Annotated in this window: 1 protein-coding gene; it reads right to left on the bottom strand. The window is 39.6% G+C overall.

The features are described from left to right. Positions 1-1595, bottom strand: a 1595-nt coding sequence (locus ACEW8O_RS15930) for a hypothetical protein (protein WP_373495617.1), incomplete at both ends; no start/stop codon positions are given.

Here is a 1595-nt window from a genome sequence, read left to right as displayed (position 1 = left end):
GAATGCCACTTTTAGCGGACATGCCTCCCAATAATAGCAGGTAGGCATCCATCACTTTTAAAATTTCATCCAATTGTTTCTGAATACGTTCAACTCCGCCGGCGGTTCCATTTTCAAGGATGCCATAAAGCTCACCTGTTTGGCGATTGATACTCCAAAATGCCCTGGATTCAATGTTTTGATCAAATATTTTAAATTCTGTTGAGACCATGTAGAGTTTTTCGCTCCAGTAGTTTATTTGATCTGGTTGTAAATCTTGTGCAAACCTGCTAATGTCTCTGGCGGCATACACCTCAATGAGCGGTTTGTTCTTTAACTGGCTCAAGGTGGCTTCTTCAAAAAGGGTGTTTTCCATTAAGGCCATTTGAGCCGTTTTTTGCATATTGATTTTGTAAGCTTCCAGAGGGTCTTCGGCCAAGGTTACAAAGGTTGAAGTTTGTATATAGTCAAAATTTACTGATGACTGCTGAGTACCCAGGCTGATTTTGTTCTTCATAATTCCCATTCTGGGGCCCGAGGCAAAGGTCAATGATCGGTCTGTGACTTGATTGTTAAGTGGCTGAAGTAGTGAAGCTAAACGGTCGTCATACAAAAATACTCCGTTTTCATAGTGTTTTTTTGCTTCTTCAACTTGATTGTTCAATAAAGCTTCTCCCCATTTTCTGCTGCTTAATTTGTACTGTAGCAGGTCTGCCATTTGGTTTGCAAAGGTGGGACCTTGCCCTTCGACACCAATGATGGCACCTCCCAACAATAAACTTTGCACATCTAAATAGTCGGTATGATTGGGTTTTCTGTATTTGTGAAGAAGTGGGTCGTAGCCTGCCAGTGTCTTTTTGACCGAAAATTTATCGTAATTTATTTGAAGGTAAACCCCAGAAAGTTCTGTGCTCAATGAAGTGGTTTCATTAGGGAAAATCTTAAATTCAAATTTGGTACTTGCTTCAATCCTACCCGAGTCGATTGAAATGGACACGGTATTTTCTTTTTGCTTATTCAGCGTGTTGCAAGTGAACACATAGGGCGCAATTTTAAAATCTTTTAAATAGTCAACAATTTTTCCTATTGTTTCTTCCTGGTCCTTTGCGTTGATAACGATTCCATTTGTTAATTTTGCCATAGTTTCAAACGTAGTCAAGTGATGAGCAGTTGAGGTGTTTTTTACGTTCAAAATTATAGCCGGGGCTCCATTTTCATAGGTTTGTATCCATTCTTCTTTTAAGCTGTCACCATTATCTCCATCTGTGGCATAAATGATAAGGTCTGCGCTTGTTGATGACGCCTTGTGCAGCCAGGTATAAAGTTCTGAGGGTGTTTTCCATTTTTGTATGTTTGCCGCCGGATATTGGTCAAGTATTTGCGTTTCCATTTGAGACACAAACTCTTCTATTTTAGCACCGCTATAATTACCGGGCATACTTCCTGAAACATCATACATCAATATGATTTTAGGTGTTTTTACATTATTGTGCATCAAGGCCGAAATGGGCTGGTCGTTTAGTTTTATTTTAAAATCTGATGCCGATAGTTGCGCTACTTGATTTGCGTTGGCATCTAAAGGTTCCACTTCCAATCTTAAAAAGGGGTATTTTCCG

It is taken from the genome of Aquiflexum sp. (assembly GCF_041749095.1).
Taxonomy (GTDB): domain Bacteria; phylum Bacteroidota; class Bacteroidia; order Cytophagales; family Cyclobacteriaceae; genus Aquiflexum.
This window is presented reverse-complemented; position numbering and strand designations above follow the sequence as displayed.